The organism is Pseudomonas sp. LLC-1, from assembly GCF_002992185.1.
Lineage (GTDB): Bacteria > Pseudomonadota > Gammaproteobacteria > Pseudomonadales > Pseudomonadaceae > Aquipseudomonas > Aquipseudomonas monteilii.
In genome coordinates this window covers 367,191-382,378 of sequence record NZ_LUVY01000012.1, presented here as the reverse complement: position 1 = coordinate 382,378, position 15,188 = coordinate 367,191, and the positions used below count along the sequence as shown (strand labels likewise).

The 15,188-nt window shown below is 62.0% G+C and carries 17 protein-coding genes; 5 read left to right on the top strand and 12 right to left on the bottom strand.

Annotated features, from left to right (window positions below):
- Positions 1-39 precede the first annotated feature (39 nt).
- Both infC and thrS read right to left on the bottom strand, forming a co-directional pair.
- Positions 40-591 carry a translation initiation factor IF-3 gene (gene infC / locus A0O30_RS12690; RefSeq protein WP_177337068.1) on the bottom strand — a complete coding sequence of 184 codons (552 nt, stop codon included), beginning with the start codon at positions 589-591 and terminating at the stop codon, positions 40-42.
- The gene (thrS, locus tag A0O30_RS12685; RefSeq protein ID WP_105946725.1) at positions 591-2,513 is read right to left on the bottom strand and encodes a threonine--tRNA ligase; all 1,923 of its coding nucleotides are present in this window, start codon (positions 2,511-2,513) and stop codon (positions 591-593) included. The genes infC and thrS overlap by 1 nt, the downstream gene beginning before the upstream one ends.
- Before the next feature lie 337 nt (positions 2,514-2,850).
- Between thrS and A0O30_RS12680 the strand changes: the two genes are divergently transcribed.
- Positions 2,851-3,156, top strand: a complete 306-nt coding sequence (locus A0O30_RS12680) for a hypothetical protein (RefSeq protein ID WP_105946724.1) — start codon at positions 2,851-2,853, stop codon at positions 3,154-3,156.
- 162 nt (positions 3,157-3,318) lie between these two features.
- Positions 3,319-3,531, top strand: a complete 213-nt coding sequence (locus A0O30_RS12675) for a cold-shock protein (RefSeq protein WP_003250656.1) — start codon at positions 3,319-3,321, stop codon at positions 3,529-3,531.
- Between the two features lie 77 nt (positions 3,532-3,608).
- Here the strand turns inward: A0O30_RS12675 and A0O30_RS12670 are convergent, their stop codons facing one another.
- Positions 3,609-3,929, bottom strand: coding sequence for an I78 family peptidase inhibitor (locus A0O30_RS12670; protein WP_105946723.1), 321 nt, complete (start codon positions 3,927-3,929; stop codon positions 3,609-3,611).
- A gap of 257 nt (positions 3,930-4,186) precedes the next feature.
- Between A0O30_RS12670 and A0O30_RS12665 the strand changes: the two genes are divergently transcribed.
- Positions 4,187-4,399, top strand: coding sequence for a hypothetical protein (locus tag A0O30_RS12665; RefSeq protein WP_105946722.1), 213 nt, complete (start codon positions 4,187-4,189; stop codon positions 4,397-4,399).
- On the opposite strand, the gene A0O30_RS12660 is transcribed toward A0O30_RS12665, so the two are convergent.
- The 7 genes from A0O30_RS12660 to A0O30_RS12630 all read right to left on the bottom strand — a co-directional run bounded on the left by A0O30_RS12660 (position 4,371) and on the right by A0O30_RS12630 (position 11,398).
- Positions 4,371-5,372 carry a nucleoside hydrolase gene (locus A0O30_RS12660; protein ID WP_105946721.1) on the bottom strand — a complete coding sequence of 334 codons (1,002 nt, stop codon included), beginning with the start codon at positions 5,370-5,372 and terminating at the stop codon, positions 4,371-4,373. The two genes, A0O30_RS12665 and A0O30_RS12660, sit on opposite strands and share 29 nt — an antisense overlap.
- A 156-nt stretch (positions 5,373-5,528) precedes the next feature.
- Positions 5,529-5,927: a D-ribose pyranase gene (rbsD, locus tag A0O30_RS12655; protein WP_016711344.1), complete on the bottom strand. Its 399-nt coding sequence runs from the start codon at positions 5,925-5,927 to the stop codon at positions 5,529-5,531.
- Positions 5,924-6,832, bottom strand: a complete 909-nt coding sequence (gene rbsK / locus A0O30_RS12650; RefSeq protein ID WP_105946720.1) for a ribokinase — start codon at positions 6,830-6,832, stop codon at positions 5,924-5,926. Before rbsK ends, rbsD begins: the two co-directional genes overlap by 4 nt.
- Positions 6,833-6,847: 15 nt before the next feature.
- A complete protein-coding gene (locus A0O30_RS12645; protein ID WP_105946719.1) occupies positions 6,848-7,870 on the bottom strand; it encodes a LacI family DNA-binding transcriptional regulator in 1,023 nt (340 codons plus the stop codon).
- Positions 7,871-7,874: 4 nt separating this feature from the next.
- Positions 7,875-8,870, bottom strand: coding sequence for an ABC transporter permease (locus A0O30_RS12640; RefSeq protein WP_105946718.1), 996 nt, complete (start codon positions 8,868-8,870; stop codon positions 7,875-7,877).
- Complete coding sequence (locus tag A0O30_RS12635; protein ID WP_105946717.1) at positions 8,867-10,420, bottom strand: sugar ABC transporter ATP-binding protein; 1,554 nt, start codon at positions 10,418-10,420, stop codon at positions 8,867-8,869. Before A0O30_RS12635 ends, A0O30_RS12640 begins: the two co-directional genes overlap by 4 nt.
- Before the next feature lie 21 nt (positions 10,421-10,441).
- Positions 10,442-11,398 carry a sugar ABC transporter substrate-binding protein gene (locus A0O30_RS12630; RefSeq protein ID WP_105946716.1) on the bottom strand — a complete coding sequence of 319 codons (957 nt, stop codon included), beginning with the start codon at positions 11,396-11,398 and terminating at the stop codon, positions 10,442-10,444.
- A gap of 314 nt (positions 11,399-11,712) precedes the next feature.
- Here A0O30_RS12630 and A0O30_RS12625 point away from each other — a divergent pair, with 314 nt between their 5' ends.
- Complete coding sequence (locus A0O30_RS12625) at positions 11,713-12,801, top strand: asparaginase (RefSeq protein WP_105946715.1); 1,089 nt, start codon at positions 11,713-11,715, stop codon at positions 12,799-12,801.
- Positions 12,802-12,864: 63 nt separating this feature from the next.
- Here A0O30_RS12625 and hpaR read toward each other — a convergent pair whose 3' ends face one another.
- Together hpaR and hpaA are read right to left on the bottom strand one after the other, a co-directional pair.
- Positions 12,865-13,287 (bottom strand): homoprotocatechuate degradation operon regulator HpaR, encoded by a 423-nt coding sequence (hpaR, locus tag A0O30_RS12620; RefSeq protein WP_105946714.1) that lies wholly within the window; start codon positions 13,285-13,287, stop codon positions 12,865-12,867.
- 155 nt (positions 13,288-13,442) lie between these two features.
- Positions 13,443-14,348 carry a 4-hydroxyphenylacetate catabolism regulatory protein HpaA gene (gene hpaA, locus A0O30_RS12615; RefSeq protein WP_105946795.1) on the bottom strand — a complete coding sequence of 302 codons (906 nt, stop codon included), beginning with the start codon at positions 14,346-14,348 and terminating at the stop codon, positions 13,443-13,445.
- A 171-nt stretch (positions 14,349-14,519) separates the two neighbouring features.
- Between hpaA and A0O30_RS12610 the strand changes: the two genes are divergently transcribed.
- The gene (locus A0O30_RS12610) at positions 14,520-15,179 is read left to right on the top strand and encodes a fumarylacetoacetate hydrolase family protein (protein WP_105946713.1); all 660 of its coding nucleotides are present in this window, start codon (positions 14,520-14,522) and stop codon (positions 15,177-15,179) included.
- Positions 15,180-15,188 lie beyond the last annotated feature (9 nt).

The following is a 15,188-nucleotide window of genomic DNA, read 5'->3' as shown; positions in this document are numbered from 1 at the left end:
AATTACACAATAATCATCAGGCCTGCCGTGCCCGGGAGATTACTTCTTCTTTTTGGGGGCGATGACCATCATAAGCTGGCGTCCTTCCATCTTAGGATGCTGCTCAACGGCGCCGTATTCGGCGAGGTCGGCTTCGACCCGCTTCAACAGCTCCATGCCCAGCTCCTGGTGGGCCATCTCACGGCCGCGGAATCTCAGAGAGATCTTGGCCTTGTCCCCATCGGTAAGGAAACGTACCAGGTTGCGTAGTTTTACCTGGTAATCCCCTTCTTCCGTCCCTGGACGAAACTTGATTTCTTTGATCTGGATCTGCTTCTGGTTTTTCTTGGCTTCGTTGGCCTGCTTCTTCTTCTCGAAGAGGTGCTTGCCGTAGTCCATCACCTTGCAGACGGGCGGTTGCGCGTCTGCAGAGATTTCCACCAGATCCAGCTTCGCTTCATCAGCGATACGAAGCGCTTCATCAATCGAGACGATGCCAATCTGCTCGCCGTCAGCGCCAATTAACCGAACCTCGCGTGCCGAGATATTCTCGTTGATCGGGGCTTTCGGTGCAGTTCGTTTATCGTTTCTCATTTCACGCTTAATAGTCATTACTCCGATTCTAGGCGACCGCGCTGGACAACAGCGCTGTTGAGCAGCTGCGTGAATTCAGCCACCGGCATGGAGCCGAGGTCTTTGCCTTCACGGGTGCGTACGGCGACGGTCTGCGTTTCGACTTCGCGATCCCCTATAACCAAAAGGTACGGGACCTTGAGCAAAGTATGCTCGCGGATTTTAAAGCCGATCTTCTCATTTCTCAAGTCCGACTTGGCACGGAAACCGCTACCGTTCAGGGTATTTTCTACCTCAAGGGCAAAATCGGCCTGTTTGTCGGTGATATTCATGATCACAGCCTGGGTTGGCGCCAGCCAGGCCGGGAACACGCCAGCATAGTGCTCGATCAGCATGCCGATGAAGCGCTCGAACGAACCAAGGATGGCGCGGTGCAGCATGACCGGGCGTACTCGGCTGTTATCTTCGGCGATATAGCTGGCATCCAGGCGCTCTGGCAGGTTCGGGTCGTACTGCAGGGTACCGCACTGCCAGTTACGGCCGAGGCAGTCGCGCAGGGTGAACTCGATTTTCGGGCCGTAGAAGGCGCCTTCGCCTGGCTGGTATTCCCACTCCAGGCCGGATTCGTTCAGGGCGTCGGCCAGTGCACCTTCAGCACGGTCCCACAGCTCTTCGGAGCCCACACGCTTGGCCGGGCGGGTCGACAGCTTCATGGCGATGTCGGTGAAGCCGAAATCCTTGTACACGTCCAGGGTCAGCTTGATGAAGTCGGCGGCCTCTTTCTTCACCTGTTCTTCGGTGCAGAAGATGTGCGCGTCGTCTTGCACGAAGCCACGCACGCGCATGATGCCGTGCAGGGCGCCGGACGGCTCGTTACGGTGGCAGGCACCGAACTCGGCCAGGCGCAGTGGCAGGTCGCGGTAGCTCTTCAGGCCTTGGTTGAACACCTGCACGTGGCACGGGCAGTTCATCGGTTTTACCGCGTAGTCGCGGCTTTCCGACGAAGTGGTGAACATGTTCTCGGCGTAGTTGGACCAGTGGCCGGAACGCTCCCAGAGGATGCGGTCGACAACCTGCGGGGTCTTGATTTCCTGGTAGCCGTTGACGCGCTGAACCTGGCGCATGTACTGCTCAAGCACCTGGTACACGGTCCAGCCGTTGGCGTGCCAGAACACCATGCCCGGGGCTTCTTCCTGCAGGTGGAAGAGGTCGAGTTGCTTGCCGATCTTACGGTGGTCGCGTTTTTCGGCTTCTTCGATGCGCTGGATGTAGGCCGCCAGCTGCTTCTTGTCGGCCCAGGCGGTGCCGTACACGCGTTGCAGTTGTTCGTTCTTGGCATCGCCGCGCCAGTAGGCGCCGGACAGCTTGGTCAGCTTGAATGCCTTGAGGAAGCGGGTGTTCGGCACGTGCGGGCCGCGGCACATGTCGACGTATTCTTCGTGGTAGTACAAGCCCATGGCCTGTTCGTCCGGCATGTCTTCGACCAGGCGCAGCTTGTAGTCTTCGCCACGGGCGGTGAACACGTCGATGACTTCGGCACGCGGGGTCACTTTCTTGACCACGTCGTAGTCTTTGTCGATCAGCTCCATCATGCGCTTTTCGATGGCGGCCATGTCTTCTGGGGTGAAGGGGCGCTCGTAGGCGATGTCGTAATAGAAGCCTTCATCGATGACCGGGCCGATCACCATCTTGGCGGTCGGGTACAGCTGCTTCACGGCGTGGCCAACCAGGTGGGCACACGAGTGACGAATGATCTCCAGTCCCTCTGCATCTTTAGGGGTGATGATCTGCAGGGTGGCGTCGTGGCTGATCAGGTCGCAGGCGTCGACCAGCTTGCCGTCGACCTTGCCGGCCACGGTGGCCTTGGCCAGGCCGGCGCCGATGGATGCGGCGACTTCGGCTACGGATACGGCGTGATCAAACGAACGTTGACTGCCATCGGGAAGAGTAATAACGGGCATGGCGCCTCCTCTCCTAGTGGTGACCCCTACCAAAGGTCACGTGGGTTGGGATGAGCCAGTACAAGATCCGACCTGCCCTCCTTTACAGGAAGCCTGCCTCACAGTGGCAGAAGCCTTTCGGCTTGCGAGGGACGAACCAGAGTGACTGGAAAGAAAAAAGATAGCTGCAAGCTGAAAGTTGTCAGCTGCAAGCCGGGCATGCTAGCACGCGGGTTGCACGCCAGGCAGAAATATTTGGAAATTACGGACTTCGGCTGAACTAACGCGGAAAAATTCCTATCAGACCTTGGGAAGCAACCTACTCTTGATGAGACCTTAACCCAAGGAGTAACTGGTTATGCGAGTTCCGTCTCTTCTGGTCCTGGCGGCCGCTGGGGCCCTGCTGCTGCCGATGGCGGCGAACGCTGGCAACTTCCCACCAGGCAAGGAAGCTGGCTACATGGCCCAGTGCACGCAAGTGGCCAGCGGCCAGGGCGTTGACGCCGCGACCGCGAAAAAACACTGCGACTGCGGCGCCCAGGCCATCAAAAAGAATTTCACCGACGCGGAGATTGCCGACCTGGACAGCAACGACGGGGTGGACGCCAAGCTGATGCAGAAGGCCCAGACGGTCGTTCAGCAGGCGTGCAAGCCTAAGAGCTGAAACCTTAAAGCCAGGATCAGCCAGCCATTCTTTGAGCTGGATCAATATCCTGCGAAGGTAAAAGGCGCTAGATGCGCAGAATTAGACTATGATGTGTCCCGTGCTCCGTAGCCTCGGCCGCATTGCACCACTGAAAAAACTAAATGTTCTGGAGATTCACCCATGTCCAATCGCCAACAAGGCACCGTCAAATGGTTCAATGATGAGAAAGGCTACGGCTTCATCACCCCAGCAGGCGGCGGCGACGACCTGTTCGTTCACTTCAAAGCCATCGAATCTGACGGCTTCAAGAGCCTGAAAGAAGGCCAGACTGTTTCCTTCGTCGCCGAGCGCGGCCAGAAGGGCATGCAGGCTGCACAGGTTCGTCCGGAGTAATTCGGATAGCTGTAAAAAAACCCGCCCTTGTGGCGGGTTTTTTTATGGGTGTTGCACCCGCCTGTACAGGCTTTGCATCAACCGCAGTTAACGCGGGTGACCTTGCCTTGCTCGTCTACATTCAGGTTCAGGCGCTCGGAGCGGTACTCCAGGGTGACCACGTCGTGCGGCTTGAGAATACGTGCCATCTGCGAGCCACTGGCCTTGCGCGCCTGCTCCAGCAGCTCGGCACTGCCTTGCTTGCCAATGGCGAAATCGGCACCGCTGGCCTCGCAACGGCCATCATTGCCAGCCGCTGCGGCTGGTGCACCGCCACCACCTGAGTTACCGCCAGTGCTGCAACCAGCCAGGACAGCAGCCACCGCCAGGGTTGCCAACATTGCACGGGTACGGAACATGAAGCCTCCTAAATCGATCTGGGAACTGTCTGTTCCGACAGCTCCACCAAGAATTCGTTGCAAAACCGCGCAAGTCTGCCTGAACCGAGCGCCCTGAGCGAAAGGCAATCGTGACCGAATTTTACCAGTCAGCCGACGAGGCGCTTGGTTTGCGCTGCAAAGTCATGATTTACTTTAGGAAGTGAAGGCACAGTGCCTCCCCGAATACCAGGATCCGGTATTCGCCCCTCCGCCCCGGGCCCAAGCGAGAGCCTTTCATGAGCAGCCACAGCATCGATGCCGATATCAAGGTCAAATGGGCCGAAGGCCAAAGCGCGTACAGCCCTGGCACGCCGGAAGAGCTGCTGCTGATCGCTATCGACCTGCTGGTGCGCGACAACGGCGCCGAGGCGGCACGCAGCTTCATCGACCAGGTGTTCGAGCGCTACGCGCCGCACGCGGCTATTCCAATCGCGCCAAACGGGCGCTAAGCAGGTCGAACAGCCCCTGGGCATCGCCCTGCTCCACCCACATCACATTGGCGGGCTGCTTAAGCACGCCGTACCAGTCGGCAAGGGTCTGGCCGAAGGTCGGGCCTTCGCGGCTGTCGATGCTCATGTGGATGCGCCGGCCGCTGAACAACTCGGGTTTTAGCAAGTAAGCGATGACGCTGGCGTCATGCACCGGACCACCGGGCATACCGTACAGGTCCATGTCGTGGGTGATGTAGGCGTTGAGGATATCCACCACCCGTTTACTGGCCTGATTGTTCACTGCGGCCAGTTGCTTTAAGCGAGCATCGCTGGTCAGCAGCTTGTGGGTGACGTCCAGCGGCAGGTAGGTGAGCTGTACACCACTGGCCAGCACCACCTGGGCTGCATGCGGGTCGGCGTAGAGGTTGAATTCCGCTGCCGGGGTGATGTTGCCGCCGTTGAAATGGGCACCGCCCATGACCACCACTTCCTTGATGCCTTTGGCGATTTCCGGGCGCTGGACCAGTGCCAGGGCCAGGTTGGTCTGTGGGCCCAGCATGGCCACGGTGATGCTGTGCGGTTTGGCGGCGCCGAGGGTGTCGACCAGATATTGCACGGCGTTGCCTTGGGCCAGGGGCTTCTTCGGTTCGTGCACGGGGACGCCGGTCAGGCCTTCTTCACCGTGGACGTCGGCGGCGTAGATGGGCGTGCGTACCAGCGGGCGGGCGGCACCGGCGTAGACGGGGATGTCTTCACGGCCGGCCCATTCGCGGGCCAGGCGGGCGTTGCGCGAGGTTTTGTCCAGGCGCACGTTGCCGGCCACGGTGGTGATGGCGCGGATGTTGAGTTCGTCGGGCGAGGCCATGGCCAGGAACAGCGCGACCACGTCGTCGGCGCCGGGGTCGGTGTCGATGATCAGATCGATCGGGGCAGCCTGGAGGGTGGTGGCGGTGGCCATGAGGGCGAGTCCTTGAAGCAGCGGTTTGAGCATGGGGTGGCACTCCTGTTGCCTGAGTAGTGATTTCCGGGGCTGCTTTGCAGCCCAATCGCCGGCAAGCCAGCTCCCACAGGTACAGCGCCGCCCTCAAGGCTGATGACATCCCTGTGGGAGCTGGCTTGCCGGCGATCGGGGGCAAAGCCCCCGCCTTCAAAAGGTAACGCCGGAGATCAGCGCAATATTGCTGTAGGGCTGGCACTCGCCCGTACGCACCACGGCGCGGGCACTGCGCGACAGCACCTTGAAGTCTTCGTGGCTCAGCCATTCCCGCTTGCCCAGCTTGCCTTTCAACCGCTCGATCTCGACCAGTGCCGGTGGCACCACTTTCTGCATTTCTTCGGCCAGTACGTGCCGCTCTACCTGCAGTTCGCTCAGCACCGCCCGCAAGACACTGGCGAAATCCGGCAGGCCTGGCGTAACGGCCAGGTCGATCAGCTCCACGCCTGGCGGTACCGGCAGCCCGGCATCGCCGATCACCAGAATGTCGCCATGCCCCATGCCCGCGATGGTCCGCGACAGGGCAACGTTCAGCAACGGGGTTTTCTTCATGGCGTTAGCTCCGCCAGATAGGGAATCGATGGCTGTGCACCGGCGCGGGTAACCGATAATGCCGCCGCACGCTGGCCAAAGGCGATGGCCTCGCCCTCCCCCATGCCCCGAACCAGACCGGCGGCGAAACCACCGATGAAGGTGTCGCCGGCGGCAGTGGTATCCAGCGGCTGCACCACAGGCGCCGGGAAATGCTGGTGGCCCTGTTCAGTCACCAGCAAGGCCCCTTGAGCCCCCAGGGTGATGATCACCTTGCCCGCCCCCATCTGCCGCAAGCGTTCGCCTGCGCGCCGGGCACTGTCCTGGTCGGTTACCGGCATGCCGGTCAGGGTTTCAGCCTCGCTTTCGTTGGGCGTGAGGTAATCAATGCGGGCAAACCACTCCGCCGGCAAGAGGCCGGTGGCAGGCGCCGGGTTAAGGATGACTTGCTTGCCTAGCTCACGCGCCCTGGCCAAGGTCCAGGCCACGGTGTCCACCGGCACCTCAAGCTGGCAGATGACCACCTCGGCCGCTTGCAACAGGGCATCGAAGCGCTGTACCGACTGCGGCGTCAGCAGGCCGTTGCCGCCGGGGATGATGACAATGCAGTTCTGGCTGGCCGCATCCACGGTAATCAGCGCCACACCACTGGATACGCCAGGGCAGGTACTGACACCCTGGCAGTCGATGCCCTCGACATACAAGGCGCGGTGCAACTGCCGGCCATAGTCATCGTCACCCACATTGCCGATCATGGCCACGCTGCCGCCCAGCCGCGCCGCGGCCACAGCCTGGTTGGCGCCCTTGCCGCCCGGCACGGTGAAAAAGCTTTCGCCGGGAAGGGTCTCGCCGGCCCGGGGCAAGCGCTGGGCGCGGGCCACCAGGTCCATATTCAGGCTACCCACCACCACGACCTTGGCACTCATGACATTTCCTTAGCGTTAGCGGTAATCGTTGAACAGGTCCGGGCGTGGCCCGGTGGACTCGCGCAGCACAATGCGGGGGGCGACGATGCGTTGCTCTGCCGCGCCTTGCCGGGGTGCCGCGATGCGCGACAGCAACAGCGAGGCGGCGTTTTCGCCCAGCTCGCGGATGGACTGGCCCACAGTGGTCAGCGGCGGGTACACGTAGCGGCTGAGTTCGATATCGTCGAAGCCGATCACCGACAGCTCACCGGGTACATTGATATTGCGCTCGGCGGCAGCACGCAGCACACCAAAACCGATCATGTCGTTGCCGGCAAAAATCGCCGTTGGCCGCTTGCCTTCCAGCACCTGCGCTGCCGCTGCGTGCCCGCCGGGGCTGGTGAAGTCGCAATGCAGCACACGATTGCCCTGCACCTGCGCCCCGGCCTCGGCCATGGCCCGACGGAAGCCGCTCAGGCGCAGCTGGGTAACCCCGGTTTCGGCGGGGCCGCCAATGTAGGCGATATCCCGATGCCCCAGTTCCAGCAAATGCTGGGTAGCCAGATAGGCGCCCTGCTCGTGGTCGATGCGCACCAGGTCGGCATCGACGCCTTCCAGCTCGCGGTCGACGATCACCATTGGCGTGCGCACGCTGGCCAGGCTTTGCAACAGGTCACTGTCCTGGCCTACCGACGCCACCACCAGGCCGTCGATGCGCTTTTCCAGCAGCACGCGCAGATAACTGCGTTGCTTCTGCGGGTTGTCGTCGGAGTTACACAGGATCACGCAGTAGCCGTTGCGCTCGCAGGCGTCTTCGATACCCCGTGCCAGCTCGGCGAAGTACGGGTTGACGCTGTTGGGCACCAGCAGGCCGATGGTGGCCGTGCTGCGCGCCTTGAGCGAACGCGCCACGGCACTGGGCACGTAGTCCAGTTCGAGGATGGCGGCTTCGACCTTCTGCCGCACGTGTTCGCTGACGGGTCGGGTCTTGTTCAGCACATGGGACACGGTGGTGTAGGAAATGCCCGCCAGTGCCGCGACGTCTTTGATGGTTGCCATGTTGTCAGTTCCGCCGGCCTGCGCGCCGGCTACGGTAGGTGTCGAGCACCACGGCGATGACGATCACCGCCCCGGTGATGATGCGCTTGGTCGGTTCGCTGGCACCGATCTGCGCCAGCCCGGCGGCCAGCACCGAAATGATCAGTACGCCAAAGAAGGTGCTGATGACCGAGCCGCGCCCGCCCATCAGGCTGGTGCCGCCGATGACCACCGCTGCGATCACCTGCAGCTCCAGGCCGGAGCCGGCATTGGGGTCGGCCGCCTCCAGTCGAGAAATCTGGAACAGTGCGGCCAGGCCGGCGAGCAGGCCCATCAGGGCGAACACCAGCACCTTGTACGGGCGCGGGTCGATACCGGCCAGGCGCACGGCCTCTTCGTTGGTACCGATGCCGATCAGGTAGCGGCCGAACACGGTGCGGGTCAGCACCAGCTGGGCTAGCACGATGACCAGCAAGGCAATGATGAACGCGGGCGATATGCCAAAGGCGACCGGGTTGGAGAACCAGGCATAGGCATCGCCAATGTAGGCGGTGCGCGAGTCGGTGAACTGGTAGGCCAGGCCACGGGCCATCTCCAGCACGCCAAGCGAGACGATGAACGACGGAATGCGCCAGGCTACGGTGACGCCACCGGTGATGCTGCCGGCCAGCGCGGCCACGGCCATGCCCAACAGCGCCGAGGGCAAAACGCCCCAGCCCCAGCCAAGAATCGCCACGCTCACCGTGGAAGCCGCCAGCGCCAGCACCGAGCCCACCGACAGGTCGATGCCGCCGATGATCAGCACAAAGGTCATGCCCACCGCCAGTACCATCAGGTCGGGGATCTGGTTGGCCAGGGTGCTGAAGGTGTTATACGACCAGAAGTGGCTGCTGAGGAACGAGAACAGCACAATCATCGCCAGCAAGGCGCCGGCCAGGCCCAGGTAGGTGCCCAGGCCAAAATAGGTGCCACTGCGGCGCACGGGGGTGGCGCCTTGGCTATCGAGCGGGGTGGTTTTCATGCATCCATCCTGGGGGCTGCGTCTTGCAGCAGTGCGTCACGTTTCTGATAACCGGCAAAGGCGGCGGCCAACAGCTGGTCCTGGCTCCAATGATCGCGGTCGAAGGTGTCGATCAGGCGACCGGCAGACAGCACGGCGATGCGGTCGCAAATCAGCATCAGCTCGCGCAGGTCGCTGGACACCACCACCAAGGCCTTGCCCTGACGTGCCAGTTCGGCCAGCAGGCCGTAGATGTCGAATTTGGCGCCGACGTCGATGCCACGGGTGGGCTCGTCGAACAGCAGCACCTGGCAGTCGCGCTCCAGCCAGCGGCCGATCACCACCTTCTGCTGGTTGCCGCCCGACAGCTCGCCCACCACTTGCTGCGCGCCGGCACTGCGAATGCGCATGGCCTGGATCTGGCGCTCGGCCAGGTTTTTTTCTGCCTCGCCATCGAGTATGCCGGCACGCGATACCGCGCCCAGGTTGCCCAAGGCGATATTGGCGCTGATCGACTGTGTCAGCAGCAGGCCTTCGCCTTTGCGGTCTTCGGTAATCAGCGCGATACCCGCCCGCACAGCCGCCTTGGGCGAATCGATGTTAACGGCCTGGGGTGGCTGGCCAAGTGCAATGCTGCCGCTGTCGGCGCGGTCGGCGCCGTAGATCAGCCTTAGCAATTCGGTTCGTCCGGCGCCAATCAGGCCGGATATACCGAAGATCTCCCTTGCCCTGACTTCGAACGACACGTCGCGCACCTTGTCGGCACGGCTGAGCTTGTCGACCTTGAGCAAGGGCGCACCAATCTGCCTGCGGCCCAGGTCGATATGCTCGCCCAGCTCGCGGCCAACCATCAGGTTGACCAGCTCGGCGCTGCTGTAGCGCTGGATCGGCTCGTCACACACCAGCTTGCCGTCGCGCAGCACGACGATGCGCTGGGCCACCCGCTGCAGCTCTTCGAGGCGGTGCGAGATGTAGACGATGGCCACGCCACGCTCACGCAGACGCTCGATCTGGGTGAACAGCAGCTCCACCTCGCGGGCGGTGAGCATGGCGGTGGGTTCGTCGAAAATCAGCACACGGCAGTCGCCGATCAGGTTACGGGCGATCTCGACCATCTGCTGGTGGCCGATGCCCAGCTCACCGACCGGCGTGTCCGGGTCGATGGCATCGAGCCCGACCTGCGCCATGGCGGCCGTGGCCAGCTGGCGCAGGCGCTTTTGGCTGATCCAGCCGAAGCGGCTGGGCAGGTTATCGAGGAACAGGTTTTCCGCCACGGTCAGCGTGGGCAGCAGGTTGAGTTCCTGCATGACCATGCGCACGCCAAGGCGCTCGGCCTCGCTGCGGCTGCCAGGCGCGTAGGCCTGGCCGCGGTAGGTCATGCGCCCGGTGGTCGGGGTTTCCAGGCCACTGATGAGCTTGGACAGGGTGCTCTTGCCCGCACCGTTTTCACCGGTCAGGGCCAGTACTTCGCCGGCCCGCAGGTTCAGGCTGACCTCGCCGAGCACGGGCTGGGCGTAGGTCTTGCCCAGCCCGCTGGCGGCGAGTACCACTTCGTTGGCCGATGCAGGCATGGCCGTTTCTCCTGCCAGCAATCAGGGCTTGGTGATGAGTTGGACCGGGGTCTGGATGACGTTGTCGGCATCCACGTCCGGCTTCTCGCCCTTGACCATTTTCAACGCCGCCTGGATGCCGTACACCGCCTGCTGGCTGGCCGCCTGGTCGAGGGTGGCGAGCACGCGGCCATCCTTGAGCATGGGTTTGATGGCGTTGATGTTGTCATAACCCACCACTTGCACTTGGCCAGTCTTGCCGGCAGCGCGCACGGCCGACACAGCGCCCAGGGCCATGCTGTCGTTGCCGGCCAGCAGGGCTTTCAGGTCGGGGTATTCGTTGAGCATGGAGGCAGCGACGGCGTTGCCCTTGTCGATCTCCCAGTTGCCGCTTTGCACCGAGACGATCTTCATCTGCGCGGCGTCCATGGCGTCCTTGAAGCCGGCGGTTCGCTGCTGGGCATTGGTGGTGGTCGGCACGCCTTCGATGATGCCTACCTGGTCACCGGCCTTGAGTTTCTCGTTGGCCAGGTAGTCGCCGACCAGGCGCGCGCCTTTGCGGTTATCGGGGCCGACGAAGGGCACGCTGATGCCTTTGCTCTTGAGCAGTTCAGGGTCCAGGCGGTTGTCGATATTGATTACCACCACACCCTGGTCCATGGCCTTCTTCACTGCGGAAACCAGTGCCTTGGAATCCGCCGGGGCGATCACCAGCGCTTTGGCGCCGGCATTGACCATTTGCTCGACGATGCGGATCTGCTCGCCGGTATCGGTCTCGTTCTTGATGCCGTTGGCGATCAGGTCGAACTCGTTGGCATGAGTTTTCTGGTAGTCCTTGGCGCCGTCTTCCATGGTGCGGAAGAATTCGTTGGCCAGTGACTTCATCACCAGGGCGACTTTGGGCTTGTCTTCGGCGTGGGCGGCGGAAAACGGCAGGGCGAGAGACAGGGTGGAAACGACAGCGAGGGCCAGCAGACGACCGGGGAACGGCAGTTTCATGGACGATGACTCCGAATCTTGTGTTTTTTATCGGATCGCAAACGTTTGCGTTGCCTAACTATGGAAACAAGACCGGGGTTTGTCAAATCCGTTTGGCGTTCGGTGGCCTGAGCACTGCTGGTGCCGATTATCCAGAATTTTTCCGGAAAACCGAACACCTTTTCCTACGCCCGTTCGGATTTTCGAATGGAATACTGCCCCCTGTCGCGGCTCAAGACCGCGCCTGCACGCGTTTGCACAAGCTGGTATGAAACATGCCTCAAGCCTTGTGCGACATACAAAAAATCTCATTAGGAAGAGAGAGAACAATAACGATGAATGCTGCACTTAAAACCTTCGCCCCCAGCGCCCTCGCCCTGCTGCTGATCCTGCCCGCCACCGCCTCGGCCAAAGAAGCCGAAACCCAGCAGAAGCTGGCCAACGTGGTCATCCTCGCCACCGGCGGCACCATTGCCGGCGCCGGCGCCAGCGCCGCCAACAGCGCCACCTACCAGGCCGCCAAGCTGGGCGTCGACAAGCTGATTGCCGGCGTGCCTGAATTGGCCGACCTGGCCAACGTACGCGGCGAGCAAGTGATGCAGATTGCATCCGAGAGCATCACCAACGAAGACCTGCTGAAGCTGGGCAAGCGCGTTGCCGAACTGGCCGAAAGCAAAGACGTCGACGGCATCGTCATCACCCACGGCACCGACACCCTCGAAGAAACGGCCTACTTCCTCAACCTGGTGGAAAAGACCGACAAGCCCATCGTGGTGGTCGGCTCGATGCGTCCGGGCACTGCCATGTCTGCCGACGGCATGCTCAACCTGTACAACGCCGTGGCCGTGGCCAGCGACAAGCAATCGCGCGGCAAGGGCGTGCTGGTGACCATGAACGACGAGATCCAGTCTGGCCGTGACGTGAGCAAGTCGGTGAACATCAAGACCGAAGCGTTCAAGAGTGCCTGGGGCCCGATGGGCATGGTGGTGGAAGGCAAGTCGTACTGGTTCCGCCTGCCGGCCAAGCGCCATACGGTTAATTCCGAGTTCGACATCAAGCAGATCAGCAGCCTGCCGCAGGTGGACATCGCCTATGGCTATGGCAACGTGACGGACACTGCCTACAAGGCGCTGGCGCAGAACGGTGCCAAGGCGCTGATCCATGCCGGTACGGGCAACGGCTCGGTATCGTCGCGGGTAGTGCCGGCGCTGCAGGAGCTGCGCAAGAATGGTGTGCAGATCATCCGTTCGTCGCACGTCAACCAAGGTGGTTTCGTGCTGCGCAACGCCGAACAGCCGGATGACAAGAACGACTGGGTCGTGGCCCATGACCTGAACCCGCAAAAGGCGCGGATTCTGGCGATGGTGGCGATGACCAAGACCCAGGACAGCAAAGAGCTGCAGCGGATCTTCTGGGAGTATTGATCGTTCCGCCCTCAGGGCCGGCACGCCGGCTCTGGGGGCTTCATTACGCTGCCTTGGGAGGGCTCAGGGCGCGATGCGCTTCAGGTCATTCAGCAACCCCATCAGCTGCTGCAGTTTCTCTTCGCCAAACTGCGTCTGAATCTTCTGGTAATTGGCTTCCATCCCCTCCTTCATCGAGGCAAAGCACGCCTCCCCGCCCTCGGTCAGCGTCACGAAAACACGTCGCTGGTCCTGCGCGGCCTTCTGTCGCCGCACCAGCCCGTCACGCTCCAGCCGCCCCAGCACCCCGGTCATGCTCGGTTTGAGGATGCAGGCCAGCTCTGCCAGTTGGTAATTCTCCAGCTCGCCATGCTGCTTGAGGATGCGGATCACCCGCCATTGCTGCTCGGTCAGGTCGTGCTCGTTCAACAGCGGCCTGAAAAATGCCATTGCGGCTTCCCGGGCCTGCAGAAGGCTCAGCGTGAGCGAAGGTTGCGTCTTGGTCATGGTCAAGCCTGTGGTTTTTCTCTGTTCACGAATTTAAGGGCATGCGCGATGGAAAGTGCAATCTGTTCCACGGAAAACCCATTCAAGCCCGGCGCGCGGGCTGCGACCATCCGTTGCAAACAACAACACATTCCGGGTGCCCTGCCATGGCCCTTTCACTGCAAGCCCGTCTGCCGTTGGCGGTACTCACCCGGCGTAAGCTTGGCGTAGCGGTTGAAGAAGCGGCTGAAATAGGCCGGGTCCTTGAAGCCGAGCTGGTAGCAGATTTCGTTGGCCGTGCTGCCAGAGAACAACAGCAGGCGCTTGGCTTCCTGCATCAGCCGCTCCAGCACCAGGCGCTTGGACGGCAGGTCGGCGATGCGTCGGCACACGTCGTTCAGCCGCGCCTCGGTCACGCCAATTTGCTGCGCGTAGCGGGCCAGCGGCCAGTGCTCCAGGTAATGCGCTTCGATCAGTGCATTGAAACGGTGGAAGATTTTCAGGTCTTCGTGCCGCGCCGGGGTCGACTCCAGCGAGTGGGGGCACAAGCGCAACAGGCTGACCATGATCAACCGCGTCAGCGACTGCATTGCCGCCTCGCGCCCCGGCTGTTGCGTGGCAAATTCGTCGCTCAACGCTTCCAGCCAACCTTGCAGGCGCTGCGCCTCGGCCTGGTATTCAGTCGGCAAATTGCCCAGCGCCACACAGGCCGGCTGCACCTGCATGCCTGCCGGCAGCAGGCTGGCATCGGCTTCAATCAGTTGCCACACCAGTTGCTGGCGCACGGTCAGCACATGCCCGTCGCTGTCCGCCTCGGTGACGAAAGCATGGGCCACCGTCGGCGGCGTGAGGAAAAACATCGGCCCCGATTCGATGTACTGCTGGTCATCCAGATACACGCGCACCGTGCCCGACTTCACGTAATGCACCTGAAAAAACCGGTCATGCCGGTGCACCGGCATGTTGCGCCCGAAAAAGCCCGCCAGGTTGCCCAGCCGGTCGTAATGCACCTCGCTGTCGCTGTAGCGCTGGTCGTAGACCTGGCCGATGTTGATGTTCGGTATCGGATGCCGGTCGCTCATGGCTGCTTGCTCGCAAATCGCTTGACCCTGTTGACGATGGCCCATGGTGCACCGCCTTGTCGGCAGGCGCCACTGGCCACCCCTTGACCATCGTTAACATATTAACTATAACATTAACACATTAACAAAATCCGCAGGACGGCCACCGCCCTGCACTGCCAGGAGAAGAGCATGAGCCATGCCCTGCATGAAGTTGCCAGCGGCACCCTGTTCGGCGTCGCGCTGAACTACCAGGGTTTGCTGCAGCAGCACCACGCGGCGTTCGTCGAAGCACCGTACAAGCAGTTGCCGGTCAAGCCGGTGCTGTTCGTGAAAACCCCGAACACCCGCAACCAGCACGAAGGCCAGGTCGTATTCCCGGCCGGCGTGCAGCGCCTGCAACCTGGCCCGGCGCTGGGTGTGGTGATTGGCAAGGACGCCAGCCGCGTCAGCGTGGCCGATGCCCTGAAACATGTGGCGGGCTACACCATCGTCAACGAAGTCAGCCTGCCCGAAGACAGCTACTACCGCCCGGCAGTCAAAGCCAAGTGCCGTGACGGCTTCTGCCCGTTCGGGCCCGAACTGGTAACGGCCAGCCAGGTGGCCAACCCCGATGCCCTGGGCCTGCGCCTGTATGTGAATGGCGAACTGCGCCAGCACAACAACACGGCCAACTGCGTGCGCACGGTGGCCCAGCTGATTGCCGAAATCAGCGAGTTCATGACCCTGCACGCTGGCGACATCCTGATCACCGGCACCCCCGAGGGCCGCGTCGATGTACAGCCAGGCGACCGCGTCGATATCGAGATCGACGGCCTGGGCAAGCTGACCAACCACATCGTCGCCGAGTGAGGAATTACC

Excerpts from the sequence above, each read along its gene's own strand:
- hpaA (WP_105946795.1), bottom strand. The coding sequence starts at position 14,348 with ATGAGCGACCGGCATCCGATACCGAACATCAACATCGGCCAGGTCTAC.
- A0O30_RS12630 (WP_105946716.1), bottom strand. The coding sequence starts at position 11,398 with ATGAAACTGCCGTTCCCCGGTCGTCTGCTGGCCCTCGCTGTCGTTTCC.
- A0O30_RS12665 (WP_105946722.1), top strand. The coding sequence starts at position 4,187 with ATGAGCAGCCACAGCATCGATGCCGATATCAAGGTCAAATGGGCCGAA.
- rbsK (WP_105946720.1), bottom strand. The coding sequence starts at position 6,832 with ATGAGTGCCAAGGTCGTGGTGGTGGGTAGCCTGAATATGGACCTGGTG.
- A0O30_RS12645 (WP_105946719.1), bottom strand. The coding sequence starts at position 7,870 with ATGGCAACCATCAAAGACGTCGCGGCACTGGCGGGCATTTCCTACACC.
- thrS (WP_105946725.1), bottom strand. The coding sequence starts at position 2,513 with ATGCCCGTTATTACTCTTCCCGATGGCAGTCAACGTTCGTTTGATCAC.
- A0O30_RS12670 (WP_105946723.1), bottom strand. The coding sequence starts at position 3,929 with ATGTTCCGTACCCGTGCAATGTTGGCAACCCTGGCGGTGGCTGCTGTC.
- A0O30_RS12610 (WP_105946713.1), top strand. The coding sequence starts at position 14,520 with ATGAGCCATGCCCTGCATGAAGTTGCCAGCGGCACCCTGTTCGGCGTC.
- A0O30_RS12640 (WP_105946718.1), bottom strand. The coding sequence starts at position 8,870 with ATGAAAACCACCCCGCTCGATAGCCAAGGCGCCACCCCCGTGCGCCGC.
- A0O30_RS12680 (WP_105946724.1), top strand. The coding sequence starts at position 2,851 with ATGCGAGTTCCGTCTCTTCTGGTCCTGGCGGCCGCTGGGGCCCTGCTG.
- A0O30_RS12625 (WP_105946715.1), top strand. The coding sequence starts at position 11,713 with ATGAATGCTGCACTTAAAACCTTCGCCCCCAGCGCCCTCGCCCTGCTG.
- hpaR (WP_105946714.1), bottom strand. The coding sequence starts at position 13,287 with ATGACCAAGACGCAACCTTCGCTCACGCTGAGCCTTCTGCAGGCCCGG.
- A0O30_RS12635 (WP_105946717.1), bottom strand. The coding sequence starts at position 10,420 with ATGCCTGCATCGGCCAACGAAGTGGTACTCGCCGCCAGCGGGCTGGGC.
- rbsD (WP_016711344.1), bottom strand. The coding sequence starts at position 5,927 with ATGAAGAAAACCCCGTTGCTGAACGTTGCCCTGTCGCGGACCATCGCG.
- infC (WP_177337068.1), bottom strand. The coding sequence starts at position 591 with ATGACTATTAAGCGTGAAATGAGAAACGATAAACGAACTGCACCGAAA.
- A0O30_RS12660 (WP_105946721.1), bottom strand. The coding sequence starts at position 5,372 with ATGCTCAAACCGCTGCTTCAAGGACTCGCCCTCATGGCCACCGCCACC.
- A0O30_RS12675 (WP_003250656.1), top strand. The coding sequence starts at position 3,319 with ATGTCCAATCGCCAACAAGGCACCGTCAAATGGTTCAATGATGAGAAA.